This is a genomic window from Thalassobaculum salexigens DSM 19539 (assembly GCF_000423805.1).
GTDB lineage: Bacteria > Pseudomonadota > Alphaproteobacteria > Thalassobaculales > Thalassobaculaceae > Thalassobaculum > Thalassobaculum litoreum.
Window position 1 is genome coordinate 1 of record NZ_KE384095.1, and the last position, 18,878, is coordinate 18,878.

Genomic DNA, 18,878 nt, shown 5'->3' on the forward strand with positions numbered 1-18,878 from the left:
CTCGAACGCCATCCTGGCTTGGCAAGAAGAGCGCGGTGTCGAGTGGCATTACATCGCGCCCGGCAAACCGATGCAGAACGGCCTGGTCGAAAGCTTCAACGGACGGCTGCGCGACGAGTGCCTGAACGAGCACCTGTTCTCCAGCCTGCGCCATGCCCGCCAGTTGATCGGCGCCTGGCGCGACGACTACAACCAACACCGCCCCCACACGAGCCTCGGCGGGCTCACACCGTGGGAATACCGCAACCGGTCAATCGAGGACCAAAACCGGAACAGAACTAACTTCTGAACGAGGACATATCGGGGAGCAGGTCACGCGGAACAAGCCTCGACGGAAGTTCATCAGTCGCTAATTTATGCGAAGGGGGATATCAGATAGGAATATTTTCGACTCTGCATCCCTAATCCCCAAACCCTCAAGCACCGACAGAAACGCTTTGTAACTCATGTACGGAAACTGCACTGGCCCAATAATAATTCGGTCCAGAAGCGACGGAATATCTGCGCCGTATAGCCCGTTATGTGGTTCATTCGCCAAGCGAAGTTTAAAAATTGTTTGCGGCACACCTCCGAGAACAACAGTGTCTTCGGTCATAACTGGACTTTTATTTTTTGTTGGATGATAAAAAACTCTCCATTCTTTCTCTTCCTTAAACCCCGGATGCTTACTCGCTATCGCGAACCGGAAAGCCATATCGTGAATGTGGCTAACCAGCGTGTCTTGACCTAAGCCAAGTAAGTATTCTCGATTACTGAGAATGGAATTGGTAATTTTATTAAGATAGCTGATAAACTCTTCCTCTGAAAGATATAAAACTGGAGTCGAAAACACTGCAGCCAAGTCAGTGATCGAGGCCATGGGCGTGTTGTTAACGACTATCGCAGTATCTCCATAGGCTCTCCACATGGAAAGCCGCCCGCTTATGTCTTCTTCTGCTTCGTGAATAGAAAGACACGCAATGTACGTTTCGAATTGCCAGTGCTCTACCCATTCAAAAAGTAATTTATCCGCTCTATCAATCGTTCCGGAAAATATGCCATCAACTGCTTCTCGAAAATATTTTCCACTCGGCCCAGAAAACACTTTCTGCATAAGTGCCAGGCCGTGTGAAATTTCAGCGAAATCATTCATGACTGTGGCATTTCTGAACCAAAGTTCTTGGTTGCGAAGCACCTTTATCGCCGTATCAGCGGAAGTGTAGTATGCGAATCTCTTTTTCTTACAAACAAGATCCTGATATTCTTCAATCAAATCGGGGGCAAAGATCTGATTGTATTTCAATGTTGCTTGATCGAATTCCATTGTCGTCTATCTGCATCTTCGAGAATTGCGGATGGACCAGACGCTAGCACTGCCAAAGCTACCGAGGAAAGGACCGTGTGGGCACAAGCCCGCAGGCGGAACGGCGGGGTAAGAGACCGCTTTGGGTCGGCCGAAGCAGTGATTCCGAATGACCGCTACGGGTCGGACGCTCCAATGACGACCAAAGAACGCATAGGGTTGGCAGAGCGGAGGCGATAGAACCAGCAAGGGGTCCCGTCATCCGCTTGCCCGTATTTGGTTGGCGCCTAGCGAGGGTATCGGTGTCTGACGCGAAGAACGCAGAACTCTATGCCGACGGCATAGCCTGGGTCGGGCTGAGATTCTAGGCTTGCACATGACGTCCTGTTGGGACAACAATATGTCCTGTCAAGACATTTCGATGTGTGATTGGCATGCAGGAAGCCGGAGCGAACGCGAAGATTGGGGCCAGCGTAAAGTCGGCGCGACTTGCGGCCAGACTGACGCTGGTCGACCTGGCCGCCAGGTGCGGGCTGTCGGAGAGCTATCTGTCCAAGATCGAACGAGGCGCGACGTCCGCGACCATCGCCAGTCTGCTCCAGATCTGCGCATCCCTCGACATTCAGATCGGCTCGCTGTTCGACGACCTGGGCACGGTCTCCACGGAGACGGATGTTGCGGTTCACCGAGGCGCGGACGGGCAATTCTCGTTCGTTCCCTCGACCGGATATCGTTGGAGAAGACTGGGCGGAGGCAGATCCAAGGACAAGATGGAGGTCTTTCATCTGGTGCTGCCGAAGGACGACGGGATGAAGGCGTTCGTCTCCCATCCCGGGCAGGAACACTGCTTCGTTCTCAGCGGAACCGTGATCTTTGATGTCGGCGATCAGACACATCGCCTCGAGGCCGGGGACGGCATCTACATCAACTCCCACCACCCGCACCGAGCCCGGGGGCTTGGAGATCAAGAAGCTCACCTTCTGATGACAGTCGCCGCAGCCGACGGGGCGCTTCCCGAGTTCGACTGGTGGCGCCCATTGGGCGGCGCTTCCGGCGACCAAAAGACCGGTTCACACAGTGGAGGATACAATGAGCAAACATATCGCTGATACCGCGGAGAATAATGCATCTCTGAAGACGGAACGCGAGGCGACGCGCAAGGATCACAAGCGCTATATCGCCCGGCGCTTTGACGACGTTGAGTGGGAGACGATCCGCTGGCCCGGAGAAACCGGCAAAATGCTGTTTCATCCGGAGCCTGACAACCCGACCCATCCGAACACGGGAATTCTGCGTCTGGAGCCGGGCGCGTTTCACCCCGAGCACTATCACGGGTTTGCCCAGGTGTGGCACATCCTGTCCGGGGAGTTCGAGATTGATGGAGACGTCTACGGCCCCGGCACGGTGCTATTTCACCCGGATCCGCACTACGAAGGCGAGTTCAAGACCGAGAGCGGCGGGGAAATCTTCATCGTCCAGTATCCGGGGCCGTCCACCGGCGAGCGACCGATCTATGCCGGCCGGTTCAACATGAATGAGCGCAAGAGCGTGGACCAGGAGCGTGTCGACGTCTGAGCCCGAATGACCGGCCCCTGCTGGTCGGGCCTGCAGATGTGAGGCCCAAGGTTCAAGTTATTGGTGGCGCCAGGGCATAGAGTGATGCGATCGCGAACGTGCCTTCCGCCGGGGCTGGCGCCGTCAATATCCTGAAGTGCTCCCAAAAAGAGATGAGACGTCCTGCAGCGGCCCAGGGGGCGGCCGGCCCATAGATCTCCGGCGTCTGCTTTGGGGCGTAAGGCTTGCAGATGTGCAGCGTCCGCTATGGGTCGATACTGTTCAGAACAGACTCGATGGGCGCGCGAGCCGGAAACCCCGGGGCGCCGCTAATCGGCGATCGATCCCGTGTATTTCTCCTCCGGCAGCCCTGTCACCCCGAAAGCCGCCCCCACCTCGGCGACGAAGATGCCGCCCGCCGTAGGTTCGGCAGCCGCCTGGGCGTCCGTGAAATTCTCCCGCGCGGTGGTGATGTACAACCGGTCGAGCGCCGGCCCGCCGAAGCAGGCGCAGGTGACCTGGCTGACCGGCAGGTCGACCCGGATGTCGCGGCTGCCGTCGGGCAGGAAGCGCTGGACCCGGGCGCCACCGAACTGGGCGTTCCACAATGCGCCCTCGGCATCGACACAGGAGCCGTCCGGCCCGCCCTCGTCGGCGGCCAGCTTGGCGAAGGTCCACCGGGCGCCCAGCACCCCGTCGGTCTCGTAGGAGATCCGCTCGATCGTCTTGCCGGCGGTGTCGGCGAAGTACATCCGCGCCCCGTCCGGCGAGAACGCGATACTGTTGGCGCAGCCGACCCCGTCGAACAGCCGCAGGGCCCGGACCCCGTTGAACTGATAGACGGCGGAATACGGCTTCAGCCCATGCTCGTCGACGCCGCCGAACACGAAGCGGCCGGCGCGGTCGACCCGTCCGTCGTTCATGCGGGTTCGCGGTTCGTCGGCCTCGACCGGCGCCAGGGTCTTCAGGGATCCGGTCTCCGGATCGAACAGCGCCAGCTCGTCCTCCAGCGCGAGCAGGATCCGGTCGTCGGTGCAGAAGGCGAAGCTGCCGATGCGCTTGTCGAAGCCGCGGGTCTCCACCGACCCACCCTCGGCGTCGCAGCTCCACAGAGTGCGGCCCAGGATATCCGTCCAGTAGAGCCGACCATGACCCGGATGCCACTGGATGCCCTCGGCCAGCGTGTTGCGGCAGTCGAGCAGCAGGACCGCCTCGATGCGCCGGTTCATCACCCGCCTCTCCCCACGTTCGTCCATTTAATTCATTTCTTTAATTTATCTTGTCGGAGCGAAAACCGACGATCAATACTCAAACGCCCCAGATACCGTTGAGCAGGCTTCCATGCACCGATCCTACGCCGCCTCGCCGGCCCTCTATCGCGACCTGCAGGACCGCGCCGTCTTCGTCTCCGGCGGCGCCACCGGCATCGGCGCGGCCATCGTCGCGTTGTTCGCCCGCCAGGGCGCCCGGGTCAGCTTCGTCGATATCGATCCGCAGGCCGGCACGGCCCTGGCTGAGGCGGTGGAGGCGGAGTGCGGCAACCGGCCGAACTTCGCGACCTGCGACGTGACCGAGACGGCGTCCTTCACCATGGCCATCGAGGCGGCGGCACAGCCGGCCGGCGGGCTGTCGGTGCTGGTGAACAACGCCGCCCGCGACCAGCGGGTGAAGGCCGAGGCCGTCACGCCGGAGGTCTGGGACGACCTGGTGGCGGTCAACCTGAAGCACCAGTTCTTCGCCGCCCAGGCCGCCCGGCCGCTGATGGTGAAGGCGGGGGGCGGATCGATCATCAATTTCGGCTCCATCGCCCCCTGGCTCGCGGTGCCGGATCTGGCGGTCTACAACGCCTGCAAGGCGGCGGCCTTCGGCCTGACCCGGTCGCTGGCGCGGGATTTCGGCGGCGACGGCATCCGGGTCAACTCCATCCTGCCCGGCGCGATCCTGACCGAACGGCAGCGCCGCGACTGGATCAGCGAGGCGGACCGGCAGGCGATCCACGCGCGCCAATGCCTGAAGCGGGACATGGTGGAGGAGGACGTGGCCGAGATGGTGCTGTTCCTGGCCTCCGACGCCTCGCGCGGCTGCACCGGCCAGGAATTCCGGGTGGACGGCGGCAACGTCTAAAGCAGATCGTGCGGTGACGGGATCACTTCGTGATCGCGCCAGCGTGCGTGAATCTGCTCCAACCCCCGCCGCTAATTGCAGTCGTACTGCGCCTCCAGGTCCTTCTGCACCATCTCCGCGAACTTGGCGGCGGCAACGGGCAGGATGCGGCCCCGGAGCTGGCCCATGTAGATCAGGCCGCTGGGCACGTCGCGCGGGTCGAGCTGGCGCGAGACCATGTCCGGCAGCATCCCGCCCGGCGGCAGGCCGATGGGGATCTGGAACGACACGATCCCCTCGGCGATCGCCTGGTGGCCCAGGAACTCGAAACTGTCGGATTCCACCACCGGGTTGAGCGAGATCGCCGAGTCCGCCAGGGCAACCTCCATCAGGTGGCGCACCCCATAGGCCCGGGTCGGCAGGGCGATCGGATAGTCCAGGCACTCCCGCAGCCGTACGGTCTCCCGGGCCGCCAGCGGATGATGGCGCGAGAACATCGCATGCACGTGCTGGCGCACGGTCAGCAGGGTCTGGAACTCGGCCAGCCGTATCGGCTCGAACACCAGCGCGAGGTCGGCGGTGTGGTCGACCAGCGCCTGTTCCGCCGCCTCCCGGTCGCGGCGGAACACCGCGAAGGTCACCCCCGGATGCTCGCGGCGATAGGCGGCGATCTGCCGGGGCAGGTACGGCAGCAGCGCCTGGCTGCAGGCGATGGTGATATGACCGCGCCGCTCCCCCGCCAGATCGGCGATCTGCGAACGCACCCTGTCCATGTCGGAGATCTGGTTGCGGATATGGTGGATCAGCAGTTCGCCGGCACTGTTCAGCCGCACGCCCCGGGGCAGCCGCTCGAAGATCGGCACGCCCAGATCCTCCTCGATCGCCAGCAGCCGCCGGTTCAGCGCCGTGGAGGTGATCGACAGGGTCTCCGCCGCCTTGCGGATCGAGCCGGCCCGGGCCACCGCGTCGATATAGAGCAGCGTCGTCATGTGGCGCATCGGTCCCTCCCCTGACCGCTGCATTTCCTGCAGCGGCTTGCTGCAATCATAGCAGAAGACAACAGCAGTCATAGCCAGCACGCTTTCTCCTATCGCAGATGCGAGACCGGTGTGGGAGCGCCGGCATCTGCGGAATTCATGGGATTGGACAAGCCAAACCGGCGGCTTGGGCGGAGCGTGTTCGCAGCCGCGAGATGCCGGAGAAGCCTTCAGGAAACAGAGTCACGGAGACCCGAGTGGGACCGAGCGCCGCCATGCAGGATCTGCCCTTCGACATCGCGTCGCTCCACGCGGCCTACGAGTCCGGCACCAAGCCGGGCGACGTGGTGGCCGAGTGCTATCGGCGGATCGCGGCGGCGGGCGATCCCGGGATCTTCATCACCCTGATCGACGCGGAGAAGGCCCAGGCCGAGGCGGCCCGGCTCGGCCCGTTCGATCGGGTGGCGAAACCGCTTTGGGGCGTGCCCTTCGCCATCAAGGACAACATCGACGCCGTCGACGAACAGACCACGGCAGGCTGCCCCGCCTTCGCCTATGAGGCCGCGGCCGACGCCTTTACGGTCGCAAAACTCCGGGCGGCGGGCGCGATCCTGATCGGCAAGACCAATCTCGACCAGTTCGCCACCGGCCTGGTGGGCGTGCGCTCGCCCTATCCGATCCCGAAGAACGCCCTGGACCCGGAGATCGTACCGGGCGGCTCCAGCTCCGGCTCGGCCGTCGCCGTGGCGCGCGGCCTGGTCAGCTTCGCGCTCGGCACCGACACGGCGGGCTCTGGCCGGGTGCCGGCGGCGCTGAACAACATCGTCGGGCTGAAGCCGACCGTCGGCGCTCTCTCGGCCAGCGGCCTGGTCCCGGCCTGCCGCACGGTCGACACCATCTCGGTCTTCGCCCTGACCGTGGAGGACGCCTACCGCGCCTTCCAGTCCGCCGCCGGGCATGACCCGGCCGACGCCTTCTCGAAGGCCGTGACGACGCCGGATCTCGGCACCGCCCCGCCGCATCCGACGATCGGCGTGCCGGACACCGCGTCGCTCGAATTCTTCGGCGACGCCGTCCAGGCGGCGTCCTATGCGGCGGCGCTGGACACGCTGAGGTCCGAGGGCGGCGAGATCGTCGAGTTCGACTTCACGCCGTTCTACCGGGTCGCCGAGATGCTCTACGGCGGCGTCTGGGTCGCCGAGCGCCACGCTGTGGTCGGCCCGCTGATGGACACGGCCCCCGAGGCCGTTCACCCGGTGATCCGCCGGATCGTCGGCGCGGCGACCAAGTTCTCCGCGACCGACACCTTCAACAGCCTGTACCGGATGGAGGCCCTGCGCCGGACCTGCGAGGCGGCGATGGCGGGCATCGACCTGCTCTGCGTGCCGACCATCCCGACCTTCTTCACGGTCGCCGACCTCGAGGCCGACCCGATCGGCCCCAATACCAAGCTCGGCACCTATACGAACTTCGTGAACCTGCTCGGCCTCTGCGGCATCGCCGTGCCGACCGGCACCCGCAGCGACGGACGGCCCGCCAGCGTCACCCTGCTGGCCCGCGCGGGGCAGGACAGCCTGACAGCGGCGCTCGCCTCGCGGCTGCACCGGAAGGCCCGCGTGACCCTGGGTGCCACCGGCTGGGCGCTTCCCGAGATCCCGGAACCGGCGCCGACACTCGGCCCGGACGAGATCGTCGTCGCCGCCGTCGGCGCCCACATGTCCGGCCTTCCGCTGAACGGCGAGCTGATCCGGCTGGGCGGCCGTTTCATCGCCACCGCCTCGAGCGCGCCCGGCTACCGGCTCTACCGGCTCACCGGCGGCCCGCCGTTCCGCCCCGGACTGATGCGCGACGCCACCGGCGGCGCCATCGACCTGGAACTCTGGGCGCTTCCGCTCGCCAGCTTCGGCGCCTTCATGGCCGGCATCCCGGCCCCGCTCGGCATCGGCACGGTCACCCTGGCCGACGGCGGCACCGTCAACGGTTTCATCTGCGAGTCCGCCGGGCTGGAGGGCGCCACCGACATCACCGAGTTTGGCGGCTGGCGGGCCTATCTCGCCGCCGCCACAGACCGGCAGGGGGCGGTTCCCTGACCCACCACACGATACGGACGACTGAACAGGAGGAGAGACACATGCGCAGGCGCGATTTTCTGAAGGGTGCGGCCGTTCTCGGCGCCGGCTCCCTTCCCTTCATCCGCTCGCTGCCGGCCGCGGCGGCATCGAACGGCACCGTTGTCGTGGCCATGGGCCAGACCATCAACAGCCTCGACATCCACCGCTCCGGCACCAACCGGCCGAGCTATCAGGTGGCGGTGAACGCCTATGACCGGCTGGTCAGCTTCGGCACCAAGACCCTGCCCGACGGCAGCCTGTCCTACGACTACTCCGTCATCGAGCCGGAGATCGCCGAGAGCTGGGAGACCACCGAGGACGGCAGCGCCATCATCTTCAAGCTGCGCCGGGACGGAAAGTTCTGGGACGGCTCGCCGATCACGGCGGAGGACGTGAAGTGGTCGTTCGACCGCGCCGTCACCCTGGGCGGCTTCCCCACGGTGCAGATGAAGGCCGGCTCCCTGGAGAAGCCGGAGCAGTTCGAGGCGGTGGACGAGTTCACCTTCAAGATCCACACGATCCGACCGTCCAAGCTGACCGTCCCCGACCTGGCGGTGCCGGTGGCGATCGTCATCAACTCCAAGGTGGCGAAAGCGAACGCCACCACCGACGACCCCTGGGCGACCGAATACCTGCACAAGACCCCGGCCGGATCGGGTGCGTTCAAGGTGGCGCGCTGGGAGCCGGGCCAGCAGCTCGTCTACGAGCGCAACGACGCCTGGACCTCGGGTCCGGTGCCGGAGGTGAAGCGGGTGATCGTGCGCGAGGTGCCGAGCCAGGCGACCCGCCGGGCCCTGTTCGAACGCGGCGACATCCAGGTCTCCTTCGACATCCCGAACAAGGACGCCAAGGAGCTGTCCGGCACCGACGGCATGACGATCCATTCGACACCGATCGAGAACGCGATCTACTGCCTGTGCCCGAACCTCGCCTTCGAGCCGTTCAAGGACAAGAAGGTGCGCCAGGCCATCGCCTGGTCGGTGCCCTATGCCGACATCTTCCAGACCGCCGCCTATGAGCGCGGCGTGCCCATGTGGGGCGGGTCGTCCGCAACGCCGGCCGACATCGCCTGGCCGCAGCCGTTCCCCTACAGCACCGACCTCGACAAGGCGAAGGCCCTGCTGGAGGAGGCCGGCTACAAGGACGGGTTCGAGGTGCCGCTGTCGATCGCGCTCGATCAGTCCGACTGGATGGAGCCGACGGCCCTGCTGGTGCAGGAGAACCTGGCCAAGATCAATATCAAGGCGACCATCGAGAAGATCCCCGGCGCCAACTGGCGTACCGCCTCGCTGGTGGAGAAGCGGCTGCCGCTGCATCTGGAGACCTTCGGCGGCTGGCTGAACTACCCCTGCTACTACTTCTTCTGGGCCTATCTGGAAGGGCACCTGTTCAACTCCTCGAACTACCGCAACGAGGAGATCGAGACGCTCACCAACGAGACCCTGCACATCCCGGTCGATCACCCGGACTACGCGCCGAAGATCAAGCGCATGATCGAGATCGTCTGGGACGAGGTGCCGCGGATCGCCCTGTTCCAGCCGGCGCTGAACGTCGGCACCCGCGACATGTCGGGCTACGAGTACTGGTTCCACCGCCAGCTCGACGCCCGCGGCTTCGAGGCGTAACCGCCATGGGCCCGCGAACCAAACTGGTGCTGTACCGCACCCTGCAGGCCCTCCCGGCTCTGGTCGGGGTGGTCATCGTCAGCTTCATCCTGACGCGGATGCTGCCGGGCGACCCGGCAGCCTATTTCGCGGGCCCCGCCGCCACCGAAGCCTCCATCGCCGAGATCCGGGCCACCATGGGCCTGGATCGCTCGCTGCCGGTGCAGTTCCTGCACTATGTCCAGGACCTGGTCGTCGGCGATCTCGGCAACAGCCTGTCGACCGGCCAGCCGGTGGTGGAGGAACTGACCCGCCGGCTGCCCGCCTCCCTGGAACTGACCCTGACGGCGCTGCTGCTGTCCTGCGCCATCGCCCTGCCGCTCGGCATCGCCGCCGCCGTGCATCAGGGAAGCTGGATCGACCATGCCTGCCGCGGCCTGGTCACCGCCGGGGTGTCGCTGCCGACCTTCTTCACCGGCATCGTGCTGGTCTATGTCTTCTACTACCTGCTGGGCTGGGCGCCGTCGCCGCTGGGCCGGCTCGACTTCGTCTACCTGTCGCCGCCGGAGGTGACCGGGTTCTACGTGATCGACGCGCTGCTGGACGGCGACGTCGAGACGGCACGCGGCGCGCTGAGCCAGCTCGTCCTCCCGGCCACCGCGCTGGCGCTGTTCACCCTGGCGCCGCTCGCCCGCATGGCGCGGGCCGCCATGCTTCAGGCCCTGTCCTCGGACTATGTCCGCACCGCCCGCGCCGCCGGGCTCGGCGAGGGGCAGGTGGTGCTCGGCTATGCCTTCCAGAACGCCATGCTCCCGGTGGTGACCACGCTCGGCATGGTCTTCTCCTTCATGCTCGGCGCCAACGTGCTGGTGGAGAAGGTGTTCTCCTGGCCCGGCATCGGCTCCTACGCGGTCGAGGCCCTGGTGGTCTCCGACTACGCCGCCGTGCAGGGCTTCGTGCTGGCCATGGCGATCCTGTTCGTCCTGCTGAACCTGGCGATCGACATCATCTACACGCTCGTCGATCCCCGCACCCGGGAGGGCTAGACCGTGAGCGCCACCACGCCGGAAACACGCGAACGCGGCTTTCTCGACCACGTGATCTACGTGCTGAGCGAGAACCCGATCACGGCCATCGCCTTCGCCCTGTTCGCGACGATCGTGCTGGTGGCGGTCTTCGGCCCGATGCTGGCGCCCTACGACCCGATGGAATCCAACGCCGCCCGCGCGCTGCAGCCGCCCTCGGCCGATCACTGGTTCGGCACCGACAATCTCGGCCGCGACGTGTTCTCCCGCGTGCTGATCGCAACCCGCCTCGACCTGATGATCTCGGTCGCCGCCGTCGCCCTGTCCTTCGTCGTGGGCGCCGCGATCGGATCGGCCGCCGGCTATTGGGGCGGCTGGATCGACGCGGTGACCGGCCGGTTCGTCGACACGATCATGGCCTTCCCGCTGTTCGTGCTGGCCATGGGCATCGTCGCGGCGATGGGCAACACGGTGGAGAACATCATCTACGCCACCGCCATCATCAACCTGCCGTTCTACGCCCGGGTCGCCCGCGCCGAGGTGCGGATCCGCCGCAACGCCGGCTTCGCCCAGGCCGCCCGGCTGTCCGGCAACACCGACATCCAGGTGCTGGCCTTCCACATCTTCCCCAACGCCCTGCCGCCGATGATGGTGCAGATCTCCCTCAACATGGGCTGGGCGATCCTCAATGCCGCCGGCCTGTCCTTCATCGGCCTGGGCGTGCGACCGCCGACCGCCGAGTGGGGGATCATGGTGGCGGAGGGCGCCAACTTCGTCGTCTCCGGCGAGTGGTGGCTCGCCTTCTTCCCCGGCCTCGCCCTGATGACGGCGGTCTTCGCCTTCAACCTGCTGGGCGACGGTCTGCGCGATATCTTCGATCCCCGGCAAAGGACGTAAGCCATGTTCCTCGATGTCCAGGATCTCAGCGTCAGCTTCTCCACCCGGCGCGGCACCGTGGACGCGGTGCGCGGCGTCAGCTTCTCGCTCGCCAAGGGCGAGACCCTGGGCATCGTCGGCGAGAGCGGGTCGGGCAAGTCGGTCAGCTCCTACGCCGTCATGCGCATCCTGGAGCGCAGCGGCCGGATCGCCGGCGGCCGGATCACCTTCGATGGGATCGACCTCACCGCCATGTCGGACCGCGAGATGCGGGAGCTGCGCGGCCGCGAGATCTCCATGGTGTTCCAGAACCCGCGCGCCGCGCTGAACCCGATCCGCAAGGTCGGCCACCAGATCGAAGACGTGCTGCGCCGTCACAACCGGGCGACCCGTTCCACCGCGAAAGCCAAGGCGATCGAGGCGTTGCGGGCGGTCCGGATCGCCGATCCGGAGGCGCGTTACGACGCCTATCCGTTCGAGCTGTCGGGCGGCATGTGCCAGCGGGTGGTGATCGCCATCGCGCTGGCCTGCGATCCGCGCCTGCTGATCGCCGACGAGCCGACCACCGGCCTGGACGTGACCACCCAGAAGGTGGTGATGGACCTGCTGGCCGAGCTGACCAAGAGCCGGGGAATGAGCTCCATCCTGATCACCCACGACCTCGGGCTGGCGGCGGAGTACTGCGACAAGATCGTCGTCATGAAGGACGGTGCGGTGGTCGAGGCGGGCGACCCCAAGGCGCTGTTCGCCGATCCGCGGCACGCCTATACGCGCCGCCTGATCCGGGCCACGCCGAGACCGGGCGCGGAGGTCGGCGACCTGCTGGAGCCGCCGGCACCCTCTCCCGTCCGACCGGTGCCGGGCGCGCCGCTGCTGCAGGTCCGCAACCTGCGCAAGGTGTTCGGCCGGGGCGCGTCGGAATCCGTCGCGGTGGACGGCATCTCCTTCGTGATCCGCGAGGGCGAGACCCTGGGCCTGGTCGGCGAGAGCGGCTGCGGCAAGTCCACCACCTCCGCCATGATCATGCGCCTGCTCGACCCGACCGGCGGCGAGATCCTGCTGGACGGCACGACGCTGACCGACACCCCGGCCGCCAAATTCGCCCGCGATCCGCGGCGCGGCAGCCTGCAGATGGTGTTCCAGGACGCCACCGACAGCATCAACCCGCGCTTCACCGCCCGCCAGGCGATCGCCGATCCGATCCGCCGGTTGACCGACGAGAAGCCGGCCGGGCGGGTGGAGGAACTGGCGACCCAGGTCGGCCTGCCCCTGACCCTGCTCGACCGGTTCCCGCACCAGCTCTCCGGCGGTCAGAAGGCGCGGGTCGGCATCGCCCGGGCGCTGGCCTCGCGGCCGCGGCTGCTGATCCTGGACGAGCCGACCGCCGCCCTGGACGTGTCGATCCAGGCGATCGTGCTGAACCTGCTGGCGGAGCTGCGCGCCAAGCTGGGGGTGAGCTACCTGTTCGTCAGCCACGACCTGCATGTGGTCCGCCTGCTCTGCGACCGGGTGATCGTGATGCGCGAGGGCAGGGTGGTGGAGGAAGGCACGGCGGAGGCGGTGATGCGCGCGCCGTCCGATCCCTATACCCGCAGCCTGCTCGACGCCACGCCGATGCCGCCGGCCGCGATCGCCGCGACCCCCGCTCTCGCCAAGGCGGCCGAGTAGGAGCCCGCCCGTGGAGATCAACATCCCCGAGATCCTGGCCGAGGTGACGCAAGCGTTCCGACGGTACGAGGCGGCCCTGATGGCGAACGACGTCGCCGTGCTGAACGAGCTGTTCTGGGAGGCGGACGAGACCATCCGCTACGGGCCGCAGGAGGCCCTGTACGGCTACGCGGAGATCGCCGGCTACCGCAGCGGCCGCGACGTCAGCGACATCGCCCGCGACCTGACCCGCACGGTCGTCACCACCTACGGCCGCGACCACGCCACCGCCTTCACCGAATACCGCCGCCTGTCCAGCGGCCGCAGGGGCCGCCAGAGCCAGACCTGGGTGCGCATGCCCGACGGCTGGCGCGTCGTCGCCGCCCACGTCAGCCTTCTGCCCGTATCCGACCCGCGCCCCAGCGAGGACGCCATGGCCGCATCAGCCTTCGATCCGGACGCCTTTATCCGTGCGGCGGCCCCGGCGCTGGGTCTCGATCTGGACGAGGAGCGGATCGCCGCGGTGGCCCCGTACCTCGCCATCGCCCGGGAGATGGCGGAGCTGCTGGAGGCCGCGCCGGTACCGGAGGGAACCCTCGCCCTGGCGCCGGTCTACGCGCCGGAGGAGACGCGGTGAGCGACCTCGGCGCGTTCTCCCCCGCCTGGAAGATCGCCCGGGCGGTCGCCGCCGGCACCGTCACCGCCGAGGACGTGGCGCGGTCGGCCCTCGGCCGGATCGCCGACGTGAACCCGGCGGTCAACGCCGTCACCGACGTCACCGCCGAGCGCGCCCTGGCCGGTGCACGATCGGTCGACGCCGCCCGGACGGCGGGCAGACCGCTGCCGCCGCTGGCCGGCGTGCCCTTCGCGGTGAAGAACCTGTTCGACATCGAAGGCCTGCCGACCCGGGCCGGCTCGAAGATCAACCGTGACCAGGCCCCGGCGCGCCGGGACGCCGTCCTGATCGAGCGGCTGACCGCGGCGGGGGCGGTGCTGATCGGCGGGCTGAACATGGGCGAATACGCCTATGACTTCACCGGGGAGAACGCCCATGACGGCGCCTGCCGCAATCCGCACGACGTCACGCGGATGGCCGGCGGCTCGTCCTCGGGCAGCGGCGCGGCGGCGGGGGCGGGGCTGGCCGCCCTCACCCTGGGTTCCGACACCAACGGATCCATCCGGGTGCCGGCGTCGTTCTGCGGCGTCTTCGGGCTGAAGCCGACCTATGGCCGGCTGACCCGGACGGGGAGTTTTCCGTTCTGCGACAGCCTCGACCATCTGGGGCCCTTCGCCCGCTCGGTGCGCGACCTCGCCCTGGCCTACGACGCGATGCAGGGACCGGCGGACGGCGACCCCGCCTGCGCCGGACGCCCCGTGGCGCCGGTGCTGGACACGCTCGATGCCGGGATCGACGGCCTGCGCATCGCCACGCTCGGCGGGTATTTCGACACCGCGGGCATGCCGGAGGCCGAGACGGCGGTGCGCGCGGTTGCCGGGGCTCTGCGAGCAGGCGGCCCGGTGGCGGTGGACGGCGTGGCCGAGGGCCGGGCGGCGGCGTTCCTGATCACCAACGTCGAAAGTGCGGCCCTGCATCTGAAAAACCTGCGCACCCGGCTCGACGATTTCGACCCGGATACCCGGGACCGGTTTCTGGCCGGCGCCATGCTGCCCGGCCCATGGTACGCTCGCGCCCAGCAGGTGCGGGCCTGGTACCGGGCCTGTTTCGCCAAGGTGTTCCAGGATGTCGATGTGCTCATCGCCCCGGCGACGCCGTTCCCGGCGCCGGAGATCGGCTGCCGGACGGTGACGATCCGCGGCCGCGAGGTGCTGACCCGGCCGAATATCGGCATGTTCACCCAGCCGATCTCGGCCATCGGCCTGCCGGTCTGCGCGGTGCCCGTACGCAGGGAGGGTCTGCCGATCGGCGTGCAGGTGATCGCCGCACCCTGGCGGGAGGACCTGTGCCTGCGGGTCGCCGCCTGGCTGGAGAAGGAGGGGGTCGCTGGCTTCGCCGCCCCGGCACTCTAAGTCCGGCGCTCTAAGCCCGATACGCCTTCAGGAACAGCCGGACCGCGTGGTCGGCGACGGCGTGGATGCGGTCGGCATCGGGCTGGTGCTCCACGTCGAGCAGGACGCGGAGCTGGAGATCGCCGCGCAGCAGCCCGATGAAATCGGCCGCGGCCTGTATCGGGTCGTCGATCGCCAGGCCGGCCGCGGCACCATGTTCGGCAAGCTGGCGGGCCAGCCGTTTCCGCGACGCTTGCGGCGCGGAGCGGTAGAACGCCCGGCCCAGTTCAGGGAAGCGCGGGCTCTCCGCCACCACCATGCGGTAGACCTTGGTCGTGATCGGATCGGTGAAGACCTGGACCATCCCCGTCGCCCAGGCCCGCAGGCGGGTCTCGAAATCCGGGTGGCTGCCGGTCAGGACGTCGTCCAGATGCCGACGCTGGCGCTCGCGCTCCACCACCGCCTCGAACATCGCCTCCTTGGAGGCGAAGCGGGTGTAGACCGTGGCCTTCGACACGCCGGCATTGCGGGCGATCAGGTCCACCGAGGCGGGCCCGAACCCGTGCTCCATGAAGGCGGCCGCGGCGGCGTTCAGAATCTGCCGGGTCTTCGGATCCTGACCGCCGTCCTCCGCCATGCAGGGGCTCTGCAGGGGCTTTCGAGAAGGGGTGCGTGGACCGTCGGCGCGTCTTGTCATGGCCGTCCCTGCGGATGGAGCTTGACGTGGCCTACGTGATCTTCCATGTGTGCGCAACACAAAACTGAACGGTTCAGTTTAGTAGCATCCATCTCGAATTCGCCTCAGCTATGGAGTCGCCCGGTGGACGCCCAGTCACCGAAAGAGGCCCGCGGGGACGCGGCCGAGCAACCCGCCGGCACCAGCTCGAAGAAGCGCCGCCGGGCGATGTTCCTCGCCGCGGTCCTGACCGTCGCCGGTGCGGCCGGAACCTTCTGGTGGCTGCACGGGCTGGGCAAGGAGGAGACCGACAACGCCTTCGTCGAGGGCGACACCCAGATGGTCGCCAGCGAGGTCACCGGACGGGTGATCGCGGTGCATTTCGCCGAGGGATCGGCGGTGACGCAGAACGCGGTGCTGGTCGAGATCGAATCCGCCGACGCGGAGGCCCGCGTGGCCGAGGCGGAGGCCGCGCTGGTGCGCGCCCACGCCGATGCCGCCCGGGCCGAAGCGGACCTGTCCTACAGCGAAGCCGATACCGAGGCCCGCCTGGCCGAGGCGCAGGCGGCGAAGGATCTGGCCGAAAGCACCCTGGCCCAACGCCAGGCCGATGTGACCGCCGCCGAGGCGGAGTCCAGCCAGGCCGCCGCCGACGCGGCACGCTACCGCCAGCTCAGCCGCTCCGACTTCGCCTCCAAGCAGCGGCTGGAATCCGCCGAGGCACGGGCGCGCACCACCGGCGCCCAGGTCAAGGCCGCCCGCAGCGCCGTCGGCGCCGCGCTCGCCGAGGTGCGCCGGGCCGAGGCCGCCATCGAGACGGTGCGGGCCGCCCGCCGCGAGATCGTCGCCCGGGAGGCCGAACGCGACGCCGCCAAGGCCGCCGTGCATGAGGCCGAGGCGTCGCTGCGCGCCGCCCGCGTGGCCCTCGACCACACCAGGATCGTCGCCGCCCATGACGGCACCGTCACCAAGAAGTCGGTGGTGGTCGGCCAGCTCGTGCAGACCGGCCAGGCCCTGGCCTCCGTCGTGTTCGGCCAGCCCTGGGTGGTCGCCAATTTCAAGGAGACCCAGCTCACCGACATGCGGGTCGGCCAGAGCGTCGACATCGCGGTCGACGCCTATCCGGACCTGGTCCTGACCGGTCGGGTCGATACGATCGGCCGGGGTACGGGCTCCTATTTCAGCCTGCTGCCGACCGAGAACGCCACCGGCAACTACGTGAAGGTGGTGCAGCGGGTGCCGGTGAAGATCGTCGTCACCGACGGGCTCGACCCGCGGCGGCCGCTGTCGCTCGGCATGTCGGTGATTCCGACCGTGCATGTGGACGGCGAGGGAAGCGCTCCCGAATGAGCGACGCGGCGCCTCCCGCCCCCGCCGGGCGGCGCAAGGTCAATCCGTGGATCATCGCCCCGGTGGTGGCGATGGCCGCGTTCATGGAGGTGCTCGACCTCTCCATCGCCAATGTCGCCCTGCCGCATATCGCCGGCAGCCTGTCGGCGTCGCGCGACCAGTCGACCTGGATCCTGACCTCCTATCTGGTCACGAACGCGATCATCCTGCCGCTGAGCGGCTGGCTGTCGACGGTGATCGGCCGCAAGAAGTTCTACATGATGTGCATCGCCGGGTTCGGCGTGGCTTCGCTGCTCTGCGGCCTGGCGCCGACCCTGGAGCTGCTGATCCTGGCGCGCACGCTGCAGGGCCTGACCGGCGGCGGGCTGCAGCCGGTCAGCCAGGCGATCCTGGCCGATACCTTCCCGCCGCATCAGCGCGCTATGGCCTTCGCCATGTACGGAATCTCCGTGGTGTTCGCCCCGGCCATCGGCCCTACCCTGGGCGGCTGGATCACCGACAATTTCAGCTGGCACTGGATCTTCCTGGTCAACGTGCCGGTCTCCATCGTGCTCTGGCTGCTGGTCGAGGCGCTGATCGAGGATCCGGAGGCGGCGAAGGAGGAGGTCAAGCGCCGCCGGGCCGCCGGCATCCGCATCGACTATATCGGTTTCGGTCTGCTCGCCCTGGGTCTCGGCTGCCTGCAGATCCTGCTCGACAAAGGCCAGGAGGAGGACTGGTTCACCTCCCATTTCATCGTGATCATGGCAGTCATCGCGGTAGTCGGGCTGGTCGCCTTCGTGTGGTGGGAGCTCAGCAGCGACGACCCGATCGTCGACCTGTCCCTGCTGCGCGACCGCAACTTCGCGCTCGCCAACGCGATGATGTTCATGCTCGGCTTCGTGCTGCTCGGCTCGACCGCCCTGCTGCCGCAGTTCGTCCAGTCGCTCTACGGCTACACGGCGATGCAGGCCGGCATGGTGCTGTCGCCCGGTGGCTTCATGATCATGGCGGCGATGCCGATCGTCGGCCGGCTCGTCGGCGTGGTGGACGCCCGCTACCTGATCGCCTTCGGCCTGATCTGCTCGGCCTCGGGCCTGATCCTGATGAGCGGCTTCACCCTGGACGTGGACTTCTGGACCATCGCCCATGCCCGGATGCTGCAGGCCGCCGGCCTCGGCTTTCTGTTCATCCCGATCTCGTCCATGGCCTATATCGGCCTGCCGCCGGGCAAGAACAATCAGGCCTCCGCCCTGATCAACCTGTCGCGCAACCTCGGCGGCAGCGTCGGCATCGCCCTGCTGTCCACCTGGCTGGCCCGGGGTTCCCAGACCAACCGGGTGGACCTGATCGGCCATGTCTCGGCCCTCGACCCAGGCTATCTGGAGCGCGTGCGGCAGATCGAGCAGGGGCTGATCGCCAACGGCGCGCCGGCCTCCGAGGCGCACCAGATGGCGCTGGCGGTGATCGCCCGCACCGTGAGCCGGCAGGCGGAGCTGCAGTCCTTCCTGCAGGACTTCACGACCCTGGCGATCGTGTTCTTCGCGCTGATCCCCGCCGTACTGTTCCTGCGCCGCCCGAAACGGCCGCCCGGTCCCTGAGCTGTCGGTGGAGGGATGACGCCGGTCCCTCAGGACGGTAGTGATGGCGGCAACCACGCCCGCGACCGGATCGGGCGGGCGAACGA

Annotated in this window: 17 protein-coding genes; 13 read left to right on the top strand and 4 right to left on the bottom strand. The window is 67.3% G+C overall.

Features of this window, described 5'->3' with window-relative positions:
* A partial coding sequence (locus tag G578_RS0120495; protein WP_028795829.1) for an integrase core domain-containing protein occupies positions 1-289 on the top strand: 289 nt, incomplete at its 5' end.
* Positions 290-349: 60 nt separating this feature from the next.
* On the opposite strand, the gene G578_RS29250 is transcribed toward G578_RS0120495, so the two are convergent.
* The gene (locus G578_RS29250; RefSeq protein WP_084619077.1) at positions 350-1,303 is read right to left on the bottom strand and encodes a DUF2971 domain-containing protein; all 954 of its coding nucleotides are present in this window, start codon (positions 1,301-1,303) and stop codon (positions 350-352) included.
* 413 nt (positions 1,304-1,716) lie between these two features.
* Between G578_RS29250 and G578_RS0120500 the strand changes: the two genes are divergently transcribed.
* Both G578_RS0120500 and G578_RS0120505 read left to right on the top strand, forming a co-directional pair.
* Positions 1,717-2,391 carry a helix-turn-helix domain-containing protein gene (locus tag G578_RS0120500; protein WP_028795830.1) on the top strand — a complete coding sequence of 225 codons (675 nt, stop codon included), beginning with the start codon at positions 1,717-1,719 and terminating at the stop codon, positions 2,389-2,391.
* Entirely contained in the window at positions 2,372-2,857 is a 486-nt protein-coding gene (locus tag G578_RS0120505; RefSeq protein ID WP_051245107.1) for a cupin domain-containing protein, read from the top strand. Before G578_RS0120500 ends, G578_RS0120505 begins: the two co-directional genes overlap by 20 nt.
* A gap of 308 nt (positions 2,858-3,165) precedes the next feature.
* Here the strand turns inward: G578_RS0120505 and G578_RS0120510 are convergent, their stop codons facing one another.
* On the bottom strand, positions 3,166-4,065 hold the full coding sequence (locus tag G578_RS0120510; protein WP_051245108.1) for an SMP-30/gluconolactonase/LRE family protein: 900 nt from the start codon (positions 4,063-4,065) through the stop codon (positions 3,166-3,168).
* 112 nt (positions 4,066-4,177) lie between these two features.
* On the opposite strand from G578_RS0120510, the gene G578_RS0120515 reads away from it, so the two are divergent.
* Positions 4,178-4,960, top strand: coding sequence for an SDR family NAD(P)-dependent oxidoreductase (locus G578_RS0120515; RefSeq protein ID WP_028795833.1), 783 nt, complete (start codon positions 4,178-4,180; stop codon positions 4,958-4,960).
* Positions 4,961-5,031: 71 nt separating this feature from the next.
* Here G578_RS0120515 and G578_RS0120520 read toward each other — a convergent pair whose 3' ends face one another.
* Entirely contained in the window at positions 5,032-5,937 is a 906-nt protein-coding gene (locus G578_RS0120520; protein WP_028795834.1) for a LysR family transcriptional regulator, read from the bottom strand.
* 236 nt (positions 5,938-6,173) lie between these two features.
* On the opposite strand from G578_RS0120520, the gene atzF reads away from it, so the two are divergent.
* Genes atzF through G578_RS0120555 form a run of 7 tightly spaced genes read left to right on the top strand, consistent with a single transcriptional unit; the run spans position 6,174 to position 15,207 of the window.
* Positions 6,174-8,006 carry an allophanate hydrolase gene (gene atzF / locus G578_RS0120525; protein ID WP_245565663.1) on the top strand — a complete coding sequence of 611 codons (1,833 nt, stop codon included), beginning with the start codon at positions 6,174-6,176 and terminating at the stop codon, positions 8,004-8,006.
* 41 nt (positions 8,007-8,047) lie between these two features.
* Positions 8,048-9,652 carry an ABC transporter substrate-binding protein gene (locus tag G578_RS0120530; protein WP_028795836.1) on the top strand — a complete coding sequence of 535 codons (1,605 nt, stop codon included), beginning with the start codon at positions 8,048-8,050 and terminating at the stop codon, positions 9,650-9,652.
* A gap of 5 nt (positions 9,653-9,657) precedes the next feature.
* Entirely contained in the window at positions 9,658-10,677 is a 1,020-nt protein-coding gene (locus tag G578_RS0120535) for an ABC transporter permease (protein WP_028795837.1), read from the top strand.
* 3 nt (positions 10,678-10,680) lie between these two features.
* Positions 10,681-11,553 (top strand): ABC transporter permease, encoded by an 873-nt coding sequence (locus G578_RS0120540; RefSeq protein ID WP_028795838.1) that lies wholly within the window; start codon positions 10,681-10,683, stop codon positions 11,551-11,553.
* Between the two features lie 3 nt (positions 11,554-11,556).
* On the top strand, positions 11,557-13,200 hold the full coding sequence (locus G578_RS0120545; protein ID WP_028795839.1) for a dipeptide ABC transporter ATP-binding protein: 1,644 nt from the start codon (positions 11,557-11,559) through the stop codon (positions 13,198-13,200).
* A gap of 10 nt (positions 13,201-13,210) precedes the next feature.
* Positions 13,211-13,816 carry an oxalurate catabolism protein HpxZ gene (gene hpxZ / locus G578_RS29940; RefSeq protein ID WP_169400893.1) on the top strand — a complete coding sequence of 202 codons (606 nt, stop codon included), beginning with the start codon at positions 13,211-13,213 and terminating at the stop codon, positions 13,814-13,816.
* Complete coding sequence (locus tag G578_RS0120555) at positions 13,813-15,207, top strand: AtzE family amidohydrolase (RefSeq protein WP_028795840.1); 1,395 nt, start codon at positions 13,813-13,815, stop codon at positions 15,205-15,207. Before hpxZ ends, G578_RS0120555 begins: the two co-directional genes overlap by 4 nt.
* 10 nt (positions 15,208-15,217) lie before the next feature.
* Here G578_RS0120555 and G578_RS27390 read toward each other — a convergent pair whose 3' ends face one another.
* Positions 15,218-15,823 carry a TetR/AcrR family transcriptional regulator gene (locus tag G578_RS27390; RefSeq protein WP_051245109.1) on the bottom strand — a complete coding sequence of 202 codons (606 nt, stop codon included), beginning with the start codon at positions 15,821-15,823 and terminating at the stop codon, positions 15,218-15,220.
* 183 nt (positions 15,824-16,006) lie between these two features.
* On the opposite strand from G578_RS27390, the gene G578_RS27395 reads away from it, so the two are divergent.
* The gene (locus G578_RS27395) at positions 16,007-17,212 is read left to right on the top strand and encodes an HlyD family secretion protein (protein ID WP_051245110.1); all 1,206 of its coding nucleotides are present in this window, start codon (positions 16,007-16,009) and stop codon (positions 17,210-17,212) included.
* Positions 17,209-18,792, top strand: a complete 1,584-nt coding sequence (locus G578_RS0120570) for a DHA2 family efflux MFS transporter permease subunit (protein WP_028795841.1) — start codon at positions 17,209-17,211, stop codon at positions 18,790-18,792. Before G578_RS27395 ends, G578_RS0120570 begins: the two co-directional genes overlap by 4 nt.
* The last annotated feature ends 86 nt before the right edge of the window (positions 18,793-18,878 follow it).

Coding starts and splice junctions, on each gene's coding strand:
- G578_RS29250 (WP_084619077.1), bottom strand. CDS start 1,303: ATGGAATTCGATCAAGCAACATTGAAATACAATCAGATCTTTGCCCCC.
- G578_RS0120500 (WP_028795830.1), top strand. CDS start 1,717: ATGCAGGAAGCCGGAGCGAACGCGAAGATTGGGGCCAGCGTAAAGTCG.
- G578_RS0120505 (WP_051245107.1), top strand. CDS start 2,372: ATGAGCAAACATATCGCTGATACCGCGGAGAATAATGCATCTCTGAAG.
- G578_RS0120510 (WP_051245108.1), bottom strand. CDS start 4,065: ATGAACCGGCGCATCGAGGCGGTCCTGCTGCTCGACTGCCGCAACACG.
- G578_RS0120515 (WP_028795833.1), top strand. CDS start 4,178: ATGCACCGATCCTACGCCGCCTCGCCGGCCCTCTATCGCGACCTGCAG.
- G578_RS0120520 (WP_028795834.1), bottom strand. CDS start 5,937: ATGCGCCACATGACGACGCTGCTCTATATCGACGCGGTGGCCCGGGCC.
- G578_RS0120530 (WP_028795836.1), top strand. CDS start 8,048: ATGCGCAGGCGCGATTTTCTGAAGGGTGCGGCCGTTCTCGGCGCCGGC.
- G578_RS0120535 (WP_028795837.1), top strand. CDS start 9,658: ATGGGCCCGCGAACCAAACTGGTGCTGTACCGCACCCTGCAGGCCCTC.
- G578_RS0120545 (WP_028795839.1), top strand. CDS start 11,557: ATGTTCCTCGATGTCCAGGATCTCAGCGTCAGCTTCTCCACCCGGCGC.
- G578_RS27390 (WP_051245109.1), bottom strand. CDS start 15,823: ATGGCGGAGGACGGCGGTCAGGATCCGAAGACCCGGCAGATTCTGAAC.
- G578_RS0120570 (WP_028795841.1), top strand. CDS start 17,209: ATGAGCGACGCGGCGCCTCCCGCCCCCGCCGGGCGGCGCAAGGTCAAT.